General features: G+C 50.3%; 15 protein-coding genes. 9 read left to right on the top strand and 6 right to left on the bottom strand.

From position 1 onward, the window contains the following. Positions 1-6 precede the first annotated feature (6 nt). The gene (locus OEV59_04750; GenBank protein ID MDH4227047.1) at positions 7-1,023 is read left to right on the top strand and encodes a sodium:calcium antiporter; all 1,017 of its coding nucleotides are present in this window, start codon (positions 7-9) and stop codon (positions 1,021-1,023) included. A gap of 117 nt (positions 1,024-1,140) precedes the next feature. Then, positions 1,141-1,863, top strand: coding sequence for a response regulator (locus tag OEV59_04755; GenBank protein MDH4227048.1), 723 nt, complete (start codon positions 1,141-1,143; stop codon positions 1,861-1,863). 84 nt (positions 1,864-1,947) lie between these two features. On the opposite strand, the gene OEV59_04760 is transcribed toward OEV59_04755, so the two are convergent. Genes OEV59_04760 through OEV59_04775 form a run of 4 tightly spaced genes read right to left on the bottom strand, consistent with a single transcriptional unit; the run spans position 1,948 to position 6,416 of the window. Continuing rightward, positions 1,948-3,897: a cation:proton antiporter gene (locus tag OEV59_04760; protein ID MDH4227049.1), complete on the bottom strand. Its 1,950-nt coding sequence runs from the start codon at positions 3,895-3,897 to the stop codon at positions 1,948-1,950. A gap of 49 nt (positions 3,898-3,946) precedes the next feature. Continuing rightward, positions 3,947-4,591: an NAD-binding protein gene (locus tag OEV59_04765; GenBank protein ID MDH4227050.1), complete on the bottom strand. Its 645-nt coding sequence runs from the start codon at positions 4,589-4,591 to the stop codon at positions 3,947-3,949. Between the two features lie 28 nt (positions 4,592-4,619). Then, positions 4,620-6,029, bottom strand: coding sequence for a hypothetical protein (locus OEV59_04770; protein MDH4227051.1), 1,410 nt, complete (start codon positions 6,027-6,029; stop codon positions 4,620-4,622). Between the two features lie 12 nt (positions 6,030-6,041). After that, positions 6,042-6,416, bottom strand: coding sequence for a hypothetical protein (locus tag OEV59_04775; GenBank protein ID MDH4227052.1), 375 nt, complete (start codon positions 6,414-6,416; stop codon positions 6,042-6,044). A 155-nt stretch (positions 6,417-6,571) separates the two neighbouring features. Here OEV59_04775 and folD point away from each other — a divergent pair, with 155 nt between their 5' ends. The 3 genes from folD to OEV59_04790 are packed head-to-tail and all read left to right on the top strand — an operon-like array spanning position 6,572 to position 9,213. Beyond that, entirely contained in the window at positions 6,572-7,429 is an 858-nt protein-coding gene (gene folD, locus OEV59_04780; protein MDH4227053.1) for a bifunctional methylenetetrahydrofolate dehydrogenase/methenyltetrahydrofolate cyclohydrolase FolD, read from the top strand. Positions 7,430-7,434: 5 nt separating this feature from the next. Then, positions 7,435-8,088: a methylenetetrahydrofolate reductase C-terminal domain-containing protein gene (locus OEV59_04785; GenBank protein ID MDH4227054.1), complete on the top strand. Its 654-nt coding sequence runs from the start codon at positions 7,435-7,437 to the stop codon at positions 8,086-8,088. A gap of 30 nt (positions 8,089-8,118) precedes the next feature. Then, positions 8,119-9,213: an acetoin utilization protein AcuC gene (locus OEV59_04790; protein ID MDH4227055.1), complete on the top strand. Its 1,095-nt coding sequence runs from the start codon at positions 8,119-8,121 to the stop codon at positions 9,211-9,213. 556 nt (positions 9,214-9,769) lie between these two features. On the opposite strand, the gene OEV59_04795 is transcribed toward OEV59_04790, so the two are convergent. Both OEV59_04795 and OEV59_04800 read right to left on the bottom strand, forming a co-directional pair. Next, positions 9,770-10,657: a hypothetical protein gene (locus OEV59_04795; GenBank protein MDH4227056.1), complete on the bottom strand. Its 888-nt coding sequence runs from the start codon at positions 10,655-10,657 to the stop codon at positions 9,770-9,772. A 456-nt stretch (positions 10,658-11,113) separates the two neighbouring features. Beyond that, on the bottom strand, positions 11,114-12,001 hold the full coding sequence (locus OEV59_04800) for a tetratricopeptide repeat protein (GenBank protein ID MDH4227057.1): 888 nt from the start codon (positions 11,999-12,001) through the stop codon (positions 11,114-11,116). A 472-nt stretch (positions 12,002-12,473) separates the two neighbouring features. Here OEV59_04800 and OEV59_04805 point away from each other — a divergent pair, with 472 nt between their 5' ends. From OEV59_04805 to OEV59_04820, 4 genes are all read left to right on the top strand, one after another. After that, on the top strand, positions 12,474-13,637 hold the full coding sequence (locus tag OEV59_04805; protein MDH4227058.1) for a cation:proton antiporter: 1,164 nt from the start codon (positions 12,474-12,476) through the stop codon (positions 13,635-13,637). 4 nt (positions 13,638-13,641) lie between these two features. Next, positions 13,642-14,751, top strand: a complete 1,110-nt coding sequence (gene ald / locus OEV59_04810; GenBank protein MDH4227059.1) for an alanine dehydrogenase — start codon at positions 13,642-13,644, stop codon at positions 14,749-14,751. Between the two features lie 175 nt (positions 14,752-14,926). After that, a complete protein-coding gene (gene lysS / locus OEV59_04815) occupies positions 14,927-16,417 on the top strand; it encodes a lysine--tRNA ligase (GenBank protein MDH4227060.1) in 1,491 nt (496 codons plus the stop codon). Positions 16,418-16,426: 9 nt separating this feature from the next. Beyond that, the gene (locus tag OEV59_04820) at positions 16,427-17,701 is read left to right on the top strand and encodes a lipoprotein-releasing ABC transporter permease subunit (GenBank protein MDH4227061.1); all 1,275 of its coding nucleotides are present in this window, start codon (positions 16,427-16,429) and stop codon (positions 17,699-17,701) included. Positions 17,702-17,706: the final 5 nt, after the last annotated feature.

Here is a 17,706-nt window from a genome sequence, read left to right on the forward strand (position 1 = left end):
TAGACCATGCCCTGGCTTTTAATCCTCGAGTTTCTCGGCTGCTCAGCGCTTATTGTATTTGCCGGCATAAAGCTCTCTCGCTACGGTGACGTGATAGCCGAAAAGCTCGGCCTCGGTAGAGCCTGGGTCGGGCTCGTCCTCATGGCCAGCATCACGTCCCTGCCAGAGCTCATAAACGGCATAAGCTCTGTCACCATAGCCGACGTCCCTGACATAGCGGTTGGCGACATCATGGGCAGCTCCATCTTCAACATCGCGATAATAGCGGCAATGGACTTCTTCCATCGCCCCGGGCCGGTCTTTGCCTCGGCCTATCCCGGCCACGTGCTCTCGGCCGGATTCGGCATCGTGCTCATAGGAATAGCCTGCATCTCGGTGCTTGTCAGCGACCAGATACCGGCCATCGGTACAATCGGCCTTTACACGCCCGTAATACTGGCCGTTTACTTCATCGGCATCAGAAGCATCTATTACTTCGAAAAACGGCGCATTGCCGAAATAGCCGGAGAAATAACCAAGGCAACCATATACGACGACGTTCCGCTCAACAAGGCCGTCAAGCTATACGCCCTAAACGCCGGGATAATAATACTTAGCGCAACGGCGCTGCCATTCATCGGCGAAGCCCTTGCCGACGCAACCGGGCTCGGAAAAAGCTTCGTCGGAACGTTCTTTATCGGCATCACGACGTCTCTTCCGGAGGTGGTTGTATCTCTTGCCTGCATCAGAATAGGCGCAACCGACATGGCGATTGCGAATCTCTTTGGCTCCAACATGTTCAACATCTGCATACTTGCCGTAGACGACATCCTGTACACAAAGGGCCCGCTCTTGTCGGCCGTATCCAAGAACCACGCGGTAAGCGGCTTTACCGCCATGGTCATAACTGGCATGGCAGTTGTAGCGCTCACCTACAGGATAAAGAGCAAAACGTTTTTGCGGCTCGGATGGGACGCAATCGCAATACTCGCGACATTTTTCGCAAGCATCGCGCTGCTCTACGCCCTAAGAGGAAGCGGATAGACCTTTTCCATCTTTTGCAAGCGACTCAACCCCTGACACACCCTGATCAATTCCTTTAATTTTAATGCTTTACTTTCATATAATATTTGATAATATTTCTTTCCTGAAGATTACAACATGATTACCAGACATCCCAAAAATATACTTATCGCCGACGACAGCGCGTTTTTCCGCGAAAAAATGTCAGACATGCTTCTTGACGCAGGGCATACCGTGGAACTTGCTGAAGACGGCGACTCGGTGGTCGAAAGGCTCGAAAACGGGCAAACGGGCATCGATGCGCTGCTCCTTGATTTGAGGATGCCGCAAATGAACGGCTTTAAGGTGCTCGAGTGGCTAAGGGAGAACGACCTTGCCAAGCTGCCCACCGTCTGCGTAAGCGGCATAGACGATTCAAGGGAAACGGCCAGGATAATAATGGCACTCTGGGGCAAACGGCTTATACCCAAGTCCGCGCCTGACGCGCAGCTTATCTCGGTACTAAACAACACCATCTTCGGCTTTCCTGAAAAAGAAAGGGCCTTTGCCGAACTGCCGACACAGTGCATGCTCGGCATCAATCAGTTACGCGCAAGCATCCTTAACATCTCCGAGGAAGGCGCATTTCTGCGCGGCATGCCGGAGCGCCTTAAAGACGGCACCTCATTAAGGTTAAAATTCATGCTCATCGGAAAAAAACCCGTTACCATATTCCCATCCGCAGAGGTGCAGTGGTCAACGGACACCATGTCGCCAAAAAACAGATTCTCCGGACACGGCATAAAATTCAAATACCTCACCCCGGGCGAAAGAAACCTGATAAAAGATTTCACCAGAAACAGTTCTTCCACAGCGGCTTAAGACGACCGCTTGCCGGGGCGTTCTACCGCCCGAAATCAAAAATTTTTAAATTAGAAACTGCGGATTGCGCGCCAAAGGACCGCGTCATTCTTCCTTGGCATTGAGGATTTTTACAGCGCTGTGAAGGTCGGCGTGCCCGCCTATGAGCACGAGGATATCGCCAACGCTTATCTTAAAATCCCCTCTCGGGTTAGTATGCGCCTTGCCCTCGCGTATAATGGCCATTATCGATGCCCCTCCGGTGCGCTTACGGATGTCAAGCTCCTGTAGCGTCTTACCTAAAGACGGGCAATCCTCGGCAACAAAGAAACTCTCCATCGCGCTCGTATCGAGTATGCGCGCAAGGCTAACTAGCCGCTCCGAAGAAATCGACGGGTTTCTAAACATCGCATACCCTTCCTGCCTAACGATATCTATCTGGTTCTGTATGATGTTGCCGGGGATATTGTATTCCTTCAGCACGCGCGAGAATATCTCGACCGATGTCTCGAACTCCTCGGGTATGACCTGGGTTGCGCCAATTGAGTAAAGATCCTCTACCTCGCTTGTGTACCGCGTCCTGACAATTATGGTAACCGTTGGGTTTAAGTCCCTCGCCACCTGTACCGCGCGCCTCGTGCTCACCGGGTCCGTGATGCCTACGACCATCATCTTGGCCTTATCGATGCCGAGCATCTTTAATATCTCGTGGTGCCCCGATTCTCCGTAATAGGCCTTGTACCCCTGTTTCCTCGCCTTCTTAACCCTTTCGTGGTTTATATCAACGACGAGAAAATCTATGTACGTCTTCTTCAGCACACGCGCGAGATTCTCGCCGTTTAGCCCGTACCCGACTATGATAACGTGCTTTGATAACGAGGTCGTATGCTGCTTTTTTGCTGCCACGAAGTGCGCTCCAAGAATCCTGCCGATAGCAGCAGCGAGCCTCGGAGATGCCTGAAACAGGAAAGGCGTAATGGCCATGGAAAGCACCGAGACCGAAAGAACGAGCTGGTAGAGGTTGTGCCCGAGAAGCGCGTGCTCCTCCTCGGCCATGTTGACCAATATAAAAGAAAACTCCCCTATCTGCGCGAGATTGAACCCGACCATCAGGGCAAGTCTCAGTGGATAACGAAGGATCTGCCCAACCGCGGCAATAACAACGGTCTTTACCGCTATAAGCGCCGCGCACACAGCAAGAACGCTGATAATATTGTCCTTCAGGTACTCGAACTCAATTAGCATCCCTATCGAGATGAAGAAAAGCGAACTGAAGGTATCCCTAAACGGCAGCACCTCGGCGACAATTTGGTGAGAGTACTCGCTCTCGGCAATGACAAGCCCTGCAACAAAAGCGCCGAGTGCCAGCGATAGTCCGAACAGAGAAGCCGCCCACGCCGTGCCAAGGCACACGAGCACGATAGTGAGCATGAAGACCTCTCTGTTTTTTAGCTTCACGACTTCTCTAAAGAGCCTTGGCGCAAGGTACGACGCCATGACGACTATGAACACTATCGCGCCAAGGGCCTTGCCAAGCTCCTTGGCCATAAGAAGCCCGGTTTCGGAAGAACCAACCCCTTTGCCAAACCCCTGCACGACAAGCACCATGAGCACAACAGCAAGGTCCTGGAATATAAGTATGCCGACAGAGAGATTCCCTGCGGAGCTTCTTACTTCGCCCCTGTCCACGAGAAGCTTTAGCACTATTGCCGAAGAAGAAAGAGAAGCGATAAAACCGAGAATAAGGGCTACGTTGAAATCAAGGCCGTATATGAGGGTAGAGACCATTACGAAGGCGATGGTGATTAGCACCTGAAGGCCGCCGCCGATAAAGGCTTCGCGCTTTATGTCGAGAATCTTTTTTATCGAGAACTCGATGCCGATTGTAAAGAGGAGAAGGACTATGCCGATTTCCGCAAGCATTTCAACGGATCCCGCTTCCTTGACGAGCGCGAAGCCGTGCGGACCGATGATTATGCCGGTAACGAAAAACCCGACAATACTTGGCAGCCCGGCCCGCGTAAGGATAAAAACAATCGGGACCGAAACGGCCATCAATATTACAAGTTCTTTAAGTAACGGGATTTGTTCCACTGTCGTTTGTCTAAGAGAACTTCTTTTTTATCGTATCGAGCACTTTTTCCTCGCAAAGCACAGTAAGGCGGTCGCGCTCTATCAACTCGAAACCCGGAGAAGCAAGGAAGAACTCCTCGCCCCTCTCGACCACCACGGCAAGCGACGCCGACGGAAGCCCCATCTCTTCTATCTTTTTCCCGGCCTGCTCGTCCTTTATATCCACGGTAAAAGCCCTGAGTGCTCCTCCTACAAGTGTCGACACCTCTATGGCATGACGCCTCTTGGCCATATCGGCTATGTGCGCGGCCGCCGCGGCCTTGGGGTTTATTATCTCCTCCATGCCGAGCTTTATGCACACGGCATTGAACTCCCTGTCGTCGAGCATTACGATGCAGCGTTTTGCGCCGTACTGCTTTGCGATAAGCGATATTATGATGTTGTCCTGGTCCTTTTCCGTAAGCGCTATGACTATATCCGCTCCTTCGACGCCGGCCTTCTCGAGCATATCCGGGCGCGTGGCATCGCCGCAAAGTATCATGGCGTCAAAAGACTCGGCAAGCTTTGTGCATACTTCCTTATCTCTCTCTATGAGCGTAACCTCATGGCCGAGGTTTATGAAGTTCTCGGCCGTAAGACGGCCGACATCGCCGCCGCCGGCTATGATTACCTTCATGTGCCGTTTCTCCAAAATCTCGTTTTATTTATCTGCGCGCTATAATGGCGGCGCCCCATATCATAAGGGCGATGAACTCGAGCCTGCCGCCCCACATAAGGAATATCAAAATAAGTTTCAGGGGCGAGGCAAGCTCCGGTGAAACAATGCCGCCGGAGAGCCCGACAGTGGAGGCCGCGCTTACGACCTCGAAAACGCTTAAAAGCGGCCCATACCCGCTCATAACGAATATTACCGCCGAAACGATTACGGCGCAAGTATATAATGTTATAACATAAATCGCCGCGGATAAGCCGTCCTTCTTCCCTTCGTCCCCGGCAGACACCATCTCTCTTGGGTATATCGTTGAAAGCGCGAACCTCTTAAGCCCCTTGAATACGTCTATGGCACGCGATATTTTTATGCCGCCCGCGGTCGAACCCACCGAACCACCGACGAACATAAGAACTATCGCGAGCATAAGAACCGGCTCAGGGAACGCGGTTACTGGCGATAAAGTAAATCCTGTGGTCGAGTGCGCGGACACGGCAAGAAAGATTCCCTCTACGGCCTCGTGCGGGCCGTCGTAGATAACAGCGAAGACAATGCCGGCTATGGTCATGGTAAAGGTAAGTGTTAGAAACTGCGGGTTCGTCGCCACCGCGCGCAAGGCATCTTTCAGCGTTTTCTGCTCCTTTAACTCCTTATAATAGGCCATGAAGTTCGTTGAGCCGAGAAACATTATTACGATCAGCGGAAAGAACACCTGCCACGGCGAATACAATACCGATATATCGGAGACCGGGGCAAACCCGCCAGTGGAAATGCCGGCCATCGCGAGACTTACGGCATCGAATACCTTTATACCGAATATGAGAAGGAGAATAATCCCGGCAAGCGTAAAGACAAAGTACGTTAAAGCAACGGTACGAATGTTCTTCGTAATTCGGGCAAATACCTTTTCCTCTATAGCGTCTTTAAGAAGCGTCACAGCCGGACGGCCGGAGACAAGAAATACCGCGGCTGTTATGATGATAAAACCCAGGCCGCCTATCCACTGAAGAAGCGCGCGGTAAAAAACAACAGATCTTGGCGCGGTATCTACGGTAAGGAGCGAGAACCCGGTGGTGGTTACGCCGCTCATGGCCTCGAACCACGCGTCAATAAGCGGCGATCCCGTAAGGAACACAAACGGCACTGCACCGATTATGCTGGCCGTGAGAAAGGAAAGCGCCGCCACTGCCGCGGCCTCCGCGTCGGCAACATCCTTTTCAGGAACCCGTTTTATGAGAAAAACCCCGATAGCGGCAGAGGCGATACTCGCCGGCAAAAAGAAATACAGCGCGCCTTTCTCGCCGTACACCACTGCGCAAGCGGCCGTTACCGCAAAGACCGCTGCCATGACGAGAAAGACCGTGCCTATGTACTTCGATACTATCCTGTAACGAATACCGCTCATGATGCGAGAAAATTACTGCGCTGGCTGGTCTTTCGAGGTGTCGTCCGAACCATTCCCGCCCTTTACCTTGATGGCGGCTATCTCGGTCTCTATTGCGGCAACCTCTTCCTCTATCTTCCTGACCTTCTCGACAAGCCCCTTTACGCCTTCGTTGGCAAACGGATTTTCAGAGGGCGTCTTCGACAGGTCATAGACCTTGCCGCCGAGTTCGGAAAGAATATTCTCGGCCTCTTTGTGCTTTGAATAGGCGTTGTAGCGAAGCTTACTGACCTTTGCAACCTCTTCGCCCTTGTCAGAGGCCTTCTTTGCCCCGACCTTGACCGCTTCCCACCCGTTCTGTGCAGCTTTTTTGAGCTCTCCGCTCATTTTTTCCCAAAACGTAGCCATAATTCCGTCTCCTTCTCTATTTTATTCTTCCTTATAGATACTATATCATATGTGACGCATGTCAAGCCGCTAAAATCGGCAAAATGCGCGCGCCACAGCTCGAAATGTTTGCTTTTTGCGGCTTTTTTGAAGTATAATGACTGTCTATGACAACCATCGGGAACATTATAGACGGCAAGGCGGTTGCGGAGAGTATCCGCGAAGCGCTAAAGAACGAAGTCGCGGCAATGAAGGCCGCGCATAACGTAACACCCGGGCTCGCGGTCGTGCTCGTTGGCGAAGACCCGGCCTCAAAGGTATACGTAAAAAACAAGGGTATTGCCTGCGAAAAAGCGGGAATCCGCTCTGTGCAACATACGCTCTCAGCTGACACGAGCGAAGAAAGCCTTCTTAAGCTCATAAAGGAACTAAACGCTGACAAAGAAGTCCACGGCATTCTCGTGCAGCTTCCGCTCCCAAAGCACATAAACTCAGATAAAATCCTCGAAACAATCGCGCCTGAGAAAGACTCAGACGGGTTCCACCCGTATAATGTAGGCCGACTGATGACCGGGAGGCCCACTTTCGAGCCATGTACTCCGCTTGGCGTAATGAAGTTAATCGAGGCCTCGGGCATAGAGCTTTCGGGTAAGGACGCTGTCATAATTGGCCGTTCCAATATAGTCGGAAAACCAATGGCAATGATGCTTCTCCAGAAGAACGCCACTGTGAGCATCTGCCACTCGAAGACAAAGGATTTGGAAAAGAAAGTTCTCGCGGCGGACGTAGTGGTTGCCGCAATAGGAAAGGCCGAGTTCGTAAAGGGCTCGTGGATAAAGGAAGGCGCAGTTGTCATAGACGTTGGCATCAACAGAACTGCCGAAGGCAAGCTCGTTGGCGATGTTGAGTACGAGGCAGCGAAAAAACGCGCCTCCTTCATAACGCCTGTTCCCGGAGGCGTGGGGCCGATGACCATCGCAATGCTTCTTAGGAATACAGTGGACGCGGCAGCACGCACAATCAAAAAAGGATAACTGGCATGATAATCACGACAAAAAAAGATCCAAATGACATCCTTGAGTCGCTAAAAACCACCGGTGGAAAATCCGTTTACCTCTTTGGCTGCGACACGTGCGCAGAGCAGTGCAAAACAGGCGGGGCCCCTGAGATAAAAGAGATGACCGGGCTTCTTGAGAAAAACGGTTATAAAGTAACAGGCTCCTCCCTTGTCGACGAAACCTGTTATAACCAGCTCGTAAGACGCGAGTTCAGGCAGCAGGATGCCCTTAACACCTCGGATACAATACTTGTCCTAAGCTGCGGCGCAGGGGTAAAGACAGTTGCTGATAACGCAAAGGAAACTCAGGCAGTGCTTCCTGCGCTCGATTCGACTTTCCTTGCAAGTGTCGAGAGAGTTGGAAGGTTTTTCGAAGGCTGTTCATTATGTGGCGACTGTGTGCTTGACGCAACGGCCGGCATCTGCCCGCACACAGATTGCCCAAAGGGGCTTTTAAACGGCCCGTGCGGCGGCGTTGACAAAGGTAAATGCGAGGTAAACCGGGGTAACGACTGCGCGTGGATACGTATTTACGCGCGCCTCAAAGCACAGGGGCGTTTGGAGCTCATGACGCGCTATACGCCTCCGAAAGACCACTCGGTAAGCGTAAAACCGAGAACAACGCTTCTTAGATAACACTTGCCTCGGGAAAGGACGCGTTATTCGATGAAAACGAAAAGCGCCTTTCTGTATTCCGAAAAATTCGCTGACGCAATCTACGGCAACACGCACCCCATGCGCCCTGTGCGCCTGGCACAAACCTACGAGCTTATCAAGAAGCACGATCTACTTAATCAAACAGACTCAATCGAAATAGCGGCCACAAAGGCAACCGAGGATGACGCACGCCTTATACATACGCCCGAGTACGTTAGTGCGCTAAAGGCAGTTAATGACGGCACGCTCGATGCAATGGATGAAAAAGATGCCGCGAGGTTTTCCCTTGGCGCAGGCGATAATCCGGTATTTAAAAATATCTTCGAATGGTCGCTGTATTCAACAGGCGCGTCTCTTCAGGCTGCGGCGCTTATTAAAAACAAAGAAGCCCAGACGGCATTTAACATTGCAGGAGGGCTGCATCACGCAATGGCTGCAAAGGCCTCGGGGTTTTGCTATTTAAACGACGCGGCAGTTGCGATAAAGAAACTCGTTAACTCCGGCAAACGCGTTCTCTACGTTGACATAGACGCGCACCACGGCGACGGCGTTGAAAAGGCGTTCTACTCAACGGACAAGGTGCTTACCGTATCGCTCCACGAAAACGGGTTCTATCTATTTCCAGGCACCGGGTTCCCGGAAGACATGGGCGAAGGTAGCGGCAAGGGATACTCAATCAACCTGCCCTTTCCGCCCGGTACAGGGGACGAGCTCTTTGTATACGGGTTTGACGAAATCGTGCCGGATGCCGTAGATGCCTTCAAGCCCGATGTCCTTGTAACGCAGCTTGGTGTGGACACATTCGCAAGCGACCCTTTGACGCACTTAAACCTCACGACAAACGGGTTCGAGGAGATGATACGGACATTCAAATCATTCGACCTTCCGTGGATTGCGCTTGGAGGAGGCGGATATAACCTTGATAACGTAAAACGCGCATGGACGCTTGCGTGGGCGATAATGTCGGGGCAGGAAAGCGATAAGCTCGACATACTAAGAGACGCGCCACTTAATTCTTCGGCAAGCGCACGGGATGAAAAACAGGTGGATACGGCGATTAATTTCCTGAAAAAAGAAGTATTGCCGAGGATAAAGGGGCGATAATGGCGTACTTCGTCGGCGTTGATGTGCAGGCGTGACGCCTGCAGCAGGCCGAGGGCCTGCACCCAAATGATAATACTGTCATTGTGAGCGAAGCCATCCCACAATTTCGTCATTCCCGCGAAAGCGGGAATCCAGCGTCTTATCTCTGTCATTCCTGCGGAAGCAGGAATCCATTTTTCTGAAAGACATTGCGCTGGCCGCGCGGCTTTGGCCGTAAGGTCTGCAAGGCTACGACCCCACCGGCAGGCCGACGGCCTGCACCCAAATATTCCTCGATTAGTCCACGAACCTAACGCGATCACTTGCCTGTTACACGTCATGAAACAGGCGGAGCCTGCCTTAAATCGCTTCGCTCATGCGCCCCCGGTTTGGCGCCCGCCTCCTGTGCGGCCCGCTTAAGCCTTGCGTGACCTCACGGCCGGGGTTTTGAAAGAAACAAGTGCCGTAACCCCTCACCTTTTTCCTCTCCCCTTTTATAATAAGGGGAGAGGAAATTTTTGAAAGAACACTTTGCGAAGCAAGAACCGCTTGACTTCCAAGACGGTATCTACCCGGCTTAATTTGCCTTTGACCATTTTTTCAAATAAAGCTTTATGCCTTCTTTTTCTCTATCTATATAATAAATCCCTTCCTTTCCGTACTGATAATATCTGGAAATAAACATTTTAAACTCTCCATCATTCCGAGTTAGCTTCATTTCTTCTATTGGCATACCATCTTTATACAAAAAAACATTCTTCCAATTGTCATAAACATATTCGTGATCATCCAAAACGGTATATTCATATGCATTACCATACTTGTTGCCTTTGAATCTCCACATGGGTGCATATTCTTCAAAAATACGCCCTTTGCATTCAATATCTGTAATATCCAAAAGGTTAAAACATGCATTGGCTCCCGACGCAACTACAAGCATATCGTAAAGAAGATACATATGATATGCACCTCTATCGTCAGACCACTCCATTTTCTCTCCCCACACAGATTCATTTCTTTTAACAACCACCTTGCCGGTATTACGGTCAATGCGCTCGATAAAGCCAAAATCATCCAATATATAAATTGAATGTTTGTTTACTGCTATATCAACGATATCGCCTGTCGAATGCGGCAATTTCGCAGGAATATAATCTAGAACAACTTCAACACTGTTGTTTTTGTACGCAGCTATTCTTTCCTTAACAGGGTCGTATAAATATAAAGAACCATCCCAAACATAAAAGGCCGAAAAACCTATGTAGTCGGTACCATAAAAATCAGGACTCTTAGCAAGCCCAAGAATATCCTTTTTCTCAGGGCCCCAAGAAATTTGCATTATCAATTCCGGTTTGTTATCGGAAATAATTACAACTTCTTTTTTGTCACAACCCAAAACAAGAAAAATAATGCCCGTCAAAAAAGTGCATATCGTATTTTTGATTAAAACATTAAGTGTTTTCATAAACAATACATCTTACACGCCGTGTCTGGCAAAACATTCCTGCCGTATTTTGTCACAACCCAATTCTACCACAACCGGGCTCAAACAAAAACCCCATGCCTGATTATAATATAAACGATTTTTCTTTGTTTTTAAAACCCCGGGTATGGGGCTAAGCGGCCCGCTTAAGCCTTGCGTGACCTCACGGCCTGGGTTTGGAAAAGATTAAGCTCCGTAACCCCTCACCTTTATCCTCTCCCCAATCGCATTGGGGAGAGGATATTTTAGGGAAAACCGCCATAATCAATGGTCGAAAATAACTACTGTTGTTCAAATGATAATCCCTCTCCCCGATTGCAACGGGGAGAGGGAGAAAGGGAGAGGGGTACCGGGCTTGGTTTGCATTTTGTAATCTCCGTAGATTTTTTGTCGGATTACACTTCGCTAATCCGACCTACCAGGCTTAGTTTTTACACATCAGTTTTTCTTCTCTCTTTTCCATTTTTCAAAGCCTTCTTCGTATTCCTTCAATTCACTCTGTGCCGCTTTGTTCCCGGGATCTATCTTCAAAGCTTCTTTCGCCAAACCAATTGCTTTTTCATACTCATGTCTTCCTTCATACACACTTGCAAGACCCAAAATTGCAAGAACATATTTGGGTTCCTGCTTCAAAACACTATTAAACGCCTTTTCGGCTTTATCGTAAGCATTCTCCTCCAAATAGACAGCGCCAAGGAGAAAATAGTAGGGAGTTTTAGGAGATAATTCTATTGCTCTTTCAAGATTTCTTATAATACGCCCATTCTTGTTAAAATCAAACTTTTTCGTCACACTATCATCGCTACTCATCAAAACAATCGTCTGATTATAATACAAACTTTCCGCATCCGTCTTTCCAATTCCTTCCTCCAACAACGCAATCGCATTCAACATATCTTTCGTATAAACGTACAGCAAAGCACTTTCCGTATAAACAACAGGTTCTTTGGGCGCAACTTTTCTTGCAATGCCAAAATATTCAGCGGCTTTACTTATATCTTTATATTTTCCTGATATATATATTTGTCCCAACAAAAGATAGCTCTGATAATGATCGGCCTTCATCTTTATGGCTTCAAGCAATTCCTCTATCGCCTTTTTGTCGTTGGACTGCGCTCTATATAATACCCCCCGAATATAATGCACATTAAAATTATTATCTAATTGGGCGGCATCTAAGACCTTTACCGCTTCCTCGTTGGCCCTGGACACATCAAACCCATCAACCAACCCTGCTTGCACACCCACTGTTGTAGTTCCGTAGCTCCAATCCGACAACAACAGTACAGAAAAAGCACAACTTATAAGAAGTAAAAGCTTTTTCATTGGTTTTCTCCTTTAGTATCTATAATACTTAAAATTTAATCTTTAATTCAAATTCTATAGAGTGAACAGCGCCCGCCCCCAATTCTACCACAACAACCGCAAAAACAAAAACCCCATGCCAAATTATAATATAAACGATTTTTCTTTGTTTTTAAAACCCAGGGTATGGGGCTAAGCGAGCGGCTTAAGCGGGCCGCACATGAGGCGGACGCCAAACCGGGGGCGCATGAGCGAAGCGATTTAAGGCAGGGTTTGACGCGGGGTGGCTGTGCGGCGGGGCCGCAGCCCTCGCACGTCCCATACCCAAAAGCCGCCCCGCAGGGGCAAAGCTTCGATAAACACCAAATTCCCGCCTGCGCAAGAATGTCAGCTTTTACTTTCGGGTGCAGGCGTCACGCCTGCCGCGAAAATCGGCGGCCTCAAGCCAGAGAAATCCTTTGCGCCAGCCGTATTATTCTGCTAATTTAATGAAATGCACTCCGCCGACCTCGTACCATTAATCGCAGGACTGATGATACTCGTCTCGAGCATGATTTCTCTTCGGTTCGGGATATCTGTTGCCGTTATCGAGATACTTATCGGCGTGCTCGCAGGCACAGCCGGGCTCGAGCCCGCTGACTGGATGATATACTTTGCCGGGTTTGGCGGCATAATACTCACCTTCCTTGCCGGAGCGGAGGTGGACTTAAAGCTCCTTAAGGAAAAATTCTCGCAAAGCCTGCTTATCGGCCTCGGTTCATTCGGAGTACCACTTGTCTTCACATTCATATACACGTACTTCTGGGCCGGATGGAGCTTAAACGCCTCTCTCATTGCCGGAGTGGCTATGAGCGAGACATCCATAGCAGTCGTCTACTCCGTGCTCCTCGAGACAGGGCTCATAAGAACGCAGACCGGAAAAACGCTCATGGCCGCGACATTTATCACCAACACCGGCACAGCGCTCATGCTAAGCATACTATTTGCCAAGCTCACGCTCTATATGTGGGTCTTTATCATCGTCTCGATAGGCGTCATATACCTCGCCACCAGGTTCTCGCACCTTGTATTCGAAAACCCCGTATTCAAGAACAAGGTCGTTGAGCCGGAACTGAAATACATATTCGCCCTTCTTTTGGTGTTCATATACTTCGCGAACCTCGGGGGCGGACACGCCATTTTACCTGCGTTTTTACTGGGTCTTTTCATGTCCAGGCATTTCGCGGAGGTAAAGACCGCGTCAAACGTCAAAGGCCGCATCCGCATCGTTGCGTTCTCGCTCATAACGCCGGTGTTCTTCATCGTCGTAGGCATGAAGGTGCAGCTCTTCGTGGTGCTTGGCGCGTTCGTGATGTTTTTCGAGCTCTTCATCATAAAGCAGGTATCGAAGTTCCTCGGCGTGTACTTCATCGCGAAAAAGATTTTTCCGCAGGGCGACGACATGTACTCTACCCTTCTACTTAGCACGGGCCTTACCTTCGGCCTCATAGCCCTGATGTTTGGCCTTAAGTCCGAGTACATAACCCAGACGCAGTACTCTGTGCTTACGGCAGTATTGATAGCGAGCGCTGTTGTGCCGACCTTCATCGCGCAGAAATGGTTCATGCCAAGGCACTTGGAAGACATCAACACCGCGCCAGATAAGGACGGAAAATAACATTATGATAATCGGCGTGCCAAAGGAAATAAAAGACAACGAGTACCGCGTAGCACTTATCCCGTCCGGTGCCAGGGCCCTCATAGAAGCAGGGCACGATGTGCTTATAGAGAAAAACGCAGGCACTGAGAGCGGCTTTCCTGACGAAGATTACTTAAGTATCGGCGCAAAAATAGTTGCTACGGCAAAAGAGGCGTACTCGGCCGACATGGTAGTGAAGGTAAAGGAGCCGCTCGAGAGCGAGTACGTATACCTAAGGCCCGGGCTCATACTCTTTACCTTCCTTCACCTCGCGTCCAATAGAAAGCTCCTCGACGAGCTCGTTTTAAAAAAGGTCTCGGCAATAGCCTACGAAACAGTCGAGACGCCGGATAAGAGACTTCCGATACTAAAACCCATGAGCGAGGTTGCGGGCAGGCTCTCTGTGCAGCTTGGCGCAGAGTACCTTATGCGCCACCACGGCGGCAGAGGCATACTTTTAGAGGGCGCAACAGGGGTAGAGCGCGGCTCGGTCGTCATAATAGGCGCGGGCATAGTCGGGCAAAACGCCGCAAAAACAGCGCTTGGATTAGGCGCGGATACGCTGGTACTCGACTCTAACCCCGACAAACTCGGGCATATAGAGGACATGTTCCTTGGCAGGATAAAAACGCTTATCTCCAACTCCCATAACATAGAGCACGCTGTAATGGGCGCGGACCTGCTTGTCGGCGCGGTGCACATACCCGGGGCAAGGACGCCTATACTGGTCAAAAAAGAGCTTGTGAAAAAGATGAAAAAAGGCTCTATAATCACGGATGTAGCCGTTGACCAGGGCGGTTGCGTCGAGACCATTCGCCCTACCACCCACTCCTCGCCAACCTATGTGGTAGACGGCGTCATACACTACGGTGTGGCCAATATGCCCGGGGCAGTGCCCCGGACCTCGACCATAGCGCTGACAAATGTCACCCTATCCTATCTTCTAAAACTCGCAAACCTCGGTGTGCAAAAGGCAGCTATGGAAGACAGCGCCATACTTTGCGGCATAAACACCCTAAACGGCAAGATCACGAACCGAAACCTGGCCGCCTCCTTTGGCCTGGAATACGCCGAGGCAAAAGGCCTTTTTTAGGGATTTATCCCCAAACCTTAAAATCTTTTAACCCCGTGAAAATTCGTGCTTTTTCCTTGACTAAGGGCCCTAAATAGGATACCTTTACAATTTAAACGTGCCCAAAGGTGCGGCAGGTCTTTTTTTGCTTTTTCAAGGGTGGTATTTACCCAATTTTACTATTCGGAGCGTTATTTTGAAGGAATCGGTTGGTCAGGAATTCGAACAGCGACTTGAGAGACTAAAAACCTTAAAACAAAAGGGCATTAATCCGTACCCTAACGACTTTAAGCCTGAGGCGAGCTGTCTTTCATACATAGAAAAGTTCTCGCCAAAGAACAAGGAAGAACTCGAGGCCCTAAAGCCCGGGGCAATAATCGCCGGACGCGTCATGTCGCGCCGTGATTTCGGAAAGGCCTCCTTCGCGCACGTGCAGGACGCAAGCGAGCGGCTCCAGGTGTACTTCAAGAAGGACGGGCTTGGCGATGACGGCTGGGCGCTATATAAGGAAATAGACATAGGCGACTTTGTCGGCGTATCGGGCACGCTTTTTCGCACAAAGACCGACGAGCTGACACTCGAAGCGACTTCTCTTAAGCTTCTCTCAAAGGGCCTTCGCCCTCTTCCGGAGAAGTGGCACGGCTTAAAGGACGTTGAATCTAGGTACAGACAGCGCTACCTCGACTTGATGGTCAACAAGGACGCGCGCGATGTGTTCCTTAAGCGGACGGAAATAATCCGGCTCGTAAGGGAGTACCTCACAACGCGCGGCTTTATAGAGGCCGAAACCCCGATGATGCAGCCAATCCCCGGGGGCGCTGCGGCAAAGCCCTTTGTAACGCACCATAACGCGCTCGATATGGACCTGTATCTAAGGATTGCGCCGGAGCTCTACTTAAAGAGGCTCCTTGTCGGCGGCATAGAGCGCGTGTTCGAGATAAACAGGAACTTCAGAAACGAAGGCGTATCAACGCAGCACAACCCTGAGTTCACGATGCTCGAGTTCTACCAGGCTTATGCAACGTACGAGGACATGATGGACCTTACCGAGGACATGATAAGCTCCATTGCCATGAAGCTTAACGGCTCCATGAAGATAACCTATCAGGGCACAGAGCTCGACCTTACGCCGCCGTGGAAGAGGATAACGGTAAACGACGCGATACGCGAGTACGCGAAACCGCCCGAAGACGTGTTTACTGACAGGGACAAGGCCTTTGCATTTTTAAAGACCCTTGTAAAAGACGCGAAAAAAGACCTTTCGCACGGCGCTATACTTCTTGAGATATTCGAGCAAACGGCAGAAGGAAAGTTCGTGCAGCCGACCTTCGTTACCAAGTACCCGGTCGAGGTCTCCCCTCTTTCGAGAAAGAACGAAAAAGACCCTACTGTCGTGGACCGCTTCGAGCTTATCGTATGCGGCAGAGAGATAGCCAACGCCTTTAGCGAACTTAACGACCCTGTAGACCAGAGGGAAAGGTTCGAGGCGCAGGCAAAAGAAAGAGAAGGCGGGGACGAAGAAGCTCAGCCCATGGACGAGGACTTTCTACGCGCCCTTGAGTACGGCATGCCTCCTGCAGGGGGCGAAGGCATTGGCATAGACCGCCTTGTGATGCTCCTTACGGACTCGCCGTCGATACGCGATGTAATTCTATTTCCGCACCTTAGGCACGAGACAAAGGAATAAACGGCTGCCGTGGGATATGAGTGGTTCATAGCGCTACGCTATCTGAGGGCAAAGAAAAAACCGACGTTTCTCTCGGTCATATCGGCGATATCGATACTCGGGATAACCGTTGGCGTAATGGCCCTGATAATAGTGCTCTCGGTAATGACAGGGTTCGAGGAAGACCTTAAAAAGAAGATCCTCGGCATGAACTCGCACCTGATACTTAGCGAGTTCGGCTTAAAGAACTCGATGACGAATTACCGCGAGCTTAACGACAAGGTGGCAAAGGTCGAGGGCGTTACCGGCTCCTCGCCCTTCATATACAGCCAGGGGCTATTGTCTTCGGGCGATTCGGTTACAGGTGTCGTAATACGCGGGCTCGACCTTTCGACATATTCGAAGGTCATCGTGCTCGATGAAAAGATAAAGGCCGGCAGTATCGAAGGGCTTAAGGTGGGGTTCAAGGAAGCTGCGGGCTCCGGCAAGCTTCCGGGAATAATGATCGGCAACGAGCTCGCAAGAAGCCTTGGTGTAAGGCTTGGCGACGAAGTGAACATGATCTCGCCGACCGCAAGCAGGGCCCTTGCAGGAGCAGCGCCAAGGATGGCGAGCTTTAAAGTGGCAGGGATATTTTCCGTCGGCATGTATGAGTACGATTCGAGCCTCGCGTTCGTCTCTCTCGAGAACGCGCAGACGTTTTTCAGGCTCGGGAACACGGTATCGGGCATAGAGGTGACGGTAAAGGACATCTACGCCGCGCCCGACATCGGCAAACGCATACGCGAGAGCATAGACCCGACACTCTCGATAAAGACATGGATGGACATGAACAAAAATCTCATGGCCGCGCTGAAACTCGAAAAGGTGGCGATGTTCATAATACTGTCGCTGATAATAATAGTAGCCGCGCTAAACATCATAAGCACGCTCATAATGACCGTTATGCAAAAGGGCAAGGAAATAGCCATACTCAAAAGCATAGGCGCTACATCAGGCGGGATAATGAAGATATTCATGATAGAAGGGGCGATAGTCGGCGTGATAGGGACGACTCTCGGGACGGTGCTCGGCATCCTTTGCGCAACGAACCTCGAGGCGATACTTCTCTTTCTAGAGAACACCTTCGGCTTTCGCATCCTGCAGCCAAGCGTATACTACATAGACCGGCTGCCGTCAAAGACCGAGCCGGAGTTTGTCATAGCAATAATCGCGATATCGCTCGCAATAAGCTTTCTCGCGACGATATATCCGTCATGGAAGGCATCCAGGCTTGACCCTGTCGAGGGACTAAGATACGAGTGAGGTGA

It is taken from the genome of Deltaproteobacteria bacterium, assembly GCA_029858205.1.
Classification (GTDB): domain Bacteria; phylum Desulfobacterota; class GWC2-55-46; order GWC2-55-46; family DRQE01; genus JAOUFM01.